3 protein-coding genes and 1 pseudogene are annotated in these 3,339 nt (G+C 75.3%); 3 read left to right on the top strand and 1 reads right to left on the bottom strand.

Annotation, left to right across the window (positions count from 1 at the left end):
* The 3 genes and pseudogenes from FHL79_RS26040 to FHL79_RS24705 all read left to right on the top strand — a co-directional run.
* Positions 1–395 (top strand): annotated as a pseudogene (locus FHL79_RS26040) (HNH endonuclease signature motif containing protein); the annotation flags it as partial.
* A 35-nt stretch (positions 396–430) separates the two neighbouring features.
* Positions 431–1,177, top strand: coding sequence for an SOS response-associated peptidase (locus tag FHL79_RS24710; protein WP_138761199.1), 747 nt, complete (start codon positions 431–433; stop codon positions 1,175–1,177).
* A gap of 86 nt (positions 1,178–1,263) precedes the next feature.
* Complete coding sequence (locus tag FHL79_RS24705) at positions 1,264–2,703, top strand: fused MFS/spermidine synthase (protein WP_246081224.1); 1,440 nt, start codon at positions 1,264–1,266, stop codon at positions 2,701–2,703.
* A 6-nt stretch (positions 2,704–2,709) separates the two neighbouring features.
* Here FHL79_RS24705 and ybaK read toward each other — a convergent pair whose 3' ends face one another.
* Positions 2,710–3,186: a Cys-tRNA(Pro) deacylase gene (gene ybaK, locus FHL79_RS24700; protein WP_138761197.1), complete on the bottom strand. Its 477-nt coding sequence runs from the start codon at positions 3,184–3,186 to the stop codon at positions 2,710–2,712.
* Positions 3,187–3,339: the final 153 nt, after the last annotated feature.

Here is a 3,339-nt window from a genome sequence, read left to right as displayed (position 1 = left end):
CCCGAGACACCGTGCGACTGCCCGATCACCGGGCCACCCCCACCCACCGGCGCCTACCAACCCATGGCCCGGCAACGCGCCTTCACCACCACGCGGGACCGGCGGTGCCGCTTCCCCAACTGCGGGCAACGCGTCGGCTGGGCCGACCTCGACCACGTCACCAGCGCCGCCTGCGGCGGAGCCACCGACTGCGCCAACCTCTGCTGCCTGTGCCGCTCCCACCACCGGCTCAAGACCTTCGCCCCCGGCTGGCGGTTCACCATGACCGACGACGGGGTCCTCCAGGTGACCACCCCCTCGGGAGTCGCCAGGACGACCCGACCACCAGGCTGCGACCACCACCCGAAGCAGCAGAGCCGCCGCCGACAACGGACGACGAACCCCCGCCCTTCTAAGCTCAGGTCTGTCGTCCGTCCGGGAGGAGATCGCCGTGTGTGGTCGCTACGCCGCCAGCCGCCGTCCGGAGGACCTGGTCGTCGAGTTCGAGGCGGTCGCCGCCGAGGGGCAGGCACCGCTCCCCGCGGACTACAACGTCGCGCCGACCAAGGACGTCTACGTGGTCCGGCACAAGAAGGAGCGGGACGCCGAGGGCGCGCTGACCGGCGGCGGGCACCGTGAGCTGCGGGCCGTGCGCTGGGGGCTGGTGCCCTCCTGGGCCAAGGACGTGTCGATCGGCAACCGGATGCTCAACGCCCGGGTGGAGTCGCTGACCGAGAAGCCGGCCTTCCGCACCGCGGCGGCCACCCGGCGGTGCCTGGTCCCGGCCGATGGCTGGTACGAGTGGGCGCCGAAGCAAGACGCCCCCGGCAAGCAGCCGTACTTCGTGACGCCGGAGGACGGGTCGGGCCTGGCCTTCGCCGGGCTCTGGGAGGTGTGGGGCCGCGGCGAGGACCGGCTCTACACCTGCACCGTCGTCACCGCCCCCGCGGTCGGCGCGCTCACCGAGGTGCACCCGCGGATGCCGCTGGTGCTGCCGCCTGATCGCTGGGCCGGCTGGCTCGACCCGTCCCGGGAGGACGTCACCGAGGTCGCCCAGCCCACCCCGCCGGAGTTCGTCGAGCGGCTGGAGATCCGCCCGGTGGGGTCGGCGGTGGGCAACGTGGCGAACAACGGCGCGCAGCTCACCGCGCGGCAGGAGTCCGTCAGCGCCCCGGCCGACCAGCCGGCGCTGTTCTGAGCGCGACCCCGCCCGGGCCGGCAGCCGGCTCCCGGGCACTGCCGGACTGGACGGCCGCGTCGGTCACCTTCCTCGCCTCGGGGTCGGTGCTGGTGCTGGAGGTGGTCGGCCTGCGGCTGATAGCCCCCTACGTCGGCATCACCCTGCAGACCAGCACGGCAGTCATCGGGTTCGCCCTCGCTGCGATCGCCCTCGGTGCCTGGGCCGGTGGCGCGGTCGCCGACCGCACCGACCCGCGCCGGCTGCTCGCGCCCCTGCTCGTCGCCGGCGGGGCGCTGGTCGTCGCGGTGCTGCCGCTGGTCCGCTTCGCGGGTGCGCTGCTCACCGGTGCCGCGGCGGGGAACGTGCTCGTGCTGGCCGCGGTGGCCGTCATCGTGCCGGCGGCGCTGCTGTCCGCGGTGCCGCCGATGGTCGTCGCCCTCCAGCTGGGCAGCCTGGCCGAGACCGGGTCGGTGGTCGGCCGGCTGTCGGGCATCGGCACGCTCGGCGGGATCGTGGCCACCTTCGCGACCGGCTTCGTGCTGGTCGCGCTGCTGCCCAGCAGCGTCATCCTGGTGGGCACCGGGGTCGTCGTCGTCCTGGCGGGGCTGGCGCTGGCCGTGCTGCTCCGCCGCCGGGCTCCGGAGGTGACCGGCCGGTTGCCGGTCGGTCTGCTGGTCCTCGCCGTGGGTGCGCCGGTGCTGGCCGCGCTGGCGCCCACCCCGTGCGAGCGGGAGACCGCCTACCACTGCGCGCGGGTCGTGGCCGACGGCGCCGACGGCCGGGTGCTCGTGCTCGACACGCTCCGGCACTCCTACGTCGACCTGGCCGATCCGCGGCACCTGGAGTTCGAGTACGTCCGGGCCATCGCCTCGGTCACCGACGCACAGGCGCCGGCCGGGGAGCCGCTGTCGGCGCTGCACGTCGGCGGCGGCGGGTTGACCCTGCCCCGCTACCTGGCCGACGCCCGCCCCGGCACGGTCAGCCGGGTGCTGGAGGTCGACCCCGGCGTGGTCGAGCTGGACGTCGACGCGCTGGGACTGCAGACCTCCGCCGAGCTGCAGGTGCGGGTCGGTGACGCCCGGGTCGGGTTGCAGACCGAGGAGACCGGTACCCGTGACCTGGTCGTCGGCGACGCCTTCGGCGGGCTGTCGGTGCCGTGGCAGCTGACCACGGTCGAGGCGCTGGAGCTGGTCGACGACGCGCTCACCGACGACGGCGTCTACGCGGTCAACCTCATCGACCACCCACCGCTGTCCTTCGTGCGCGCCGAGCTGGCCACCCTGCGGGAGGTCTTCCCGGAGGTGCTGCTGCTGGCCCGCGCGCCGGTGCTGGCCGGCGAGGACGGCGGGAACGTCGTCGCCGTCGCCTCGCAGCGGGCGCTCCCGGTCGACGCGATCACCGCCGCGATGGCCGGGCGTGGGCTGGCCTGGCAGGTCGCCGGCGGCGCCGAGCTCACCGCGTTCATCGGCGACGCCGCCGTCCTCACCGACGACTTCGCCCCGGTCGACCAGCTGCTGACGCCCTACGCCCAGCCCTCGGACTGACCGGCCTCAGCGGGCGATCGCCGCGGTCGTCGCCCGGGTGAGCCGCACCAGGTCGGCAGGGGCGAGCTCGACCTGCAGGCCGCGGCGCCCGGCGCTGACCATCACCGTCGCGAAGCCCAGCGCGCTCTCGTCGACCACGGTGGGCAGCGCCTTGCGCTGGCCGAGGGGGCTGATGCCGCCCCGGACGTAGCCGCTGCTGCGCTCAGCGTCGGCCGGGTCGGCCATCGCCGCCTTCCGTCCGCCGGCCGCGGCGGCCAGCGCCTTGAGGTCCAGCTGGCCGCTCACCGGCACCACCGCGACGGTCAGCCGGCCGTCCACCTGGGCGACGAGGGTCTTGAACACCTGGGCGGGATCCGCGCCCAGCGCGGCGACGGCGACCCCGCCGTACCCGTGACCCTCGGCACCGTCGGCCGGGTCGTACTCGTGCAGGGAGTAGCCCACCCGGGCCTGGTCCAGGGTCCGCACCGCCGGGGTCGCTGCCACGGCGCAGCAGCCTAGGAGACGGCGTCGGCGAGTGGTCCGGCGATCGGGAACAGGAGCCCGGTGGGTGCGGTTCACCTGACCGTGAGCAGCACAGTCCCGAGCGCCCCGGCGCGCATCGCGCGCGGCTCAGCGCCCTCCCGCCGTCCCCCCGGC

The sequence above is a fragment of the Modestobacter altitudinis genome (assembly GCF_005930475.1).
Lineage (GTDB): Bacteria > Actinomycetota > Actinomycetes > Mycobacteriales > Geodermatophilaceae > Modestobacter > Modestobacter altitudinis.
Note: the sequence above shows the minus strand (reverse complement) of the source record. Positions and strands in the feature narration are given on the sequence as shown.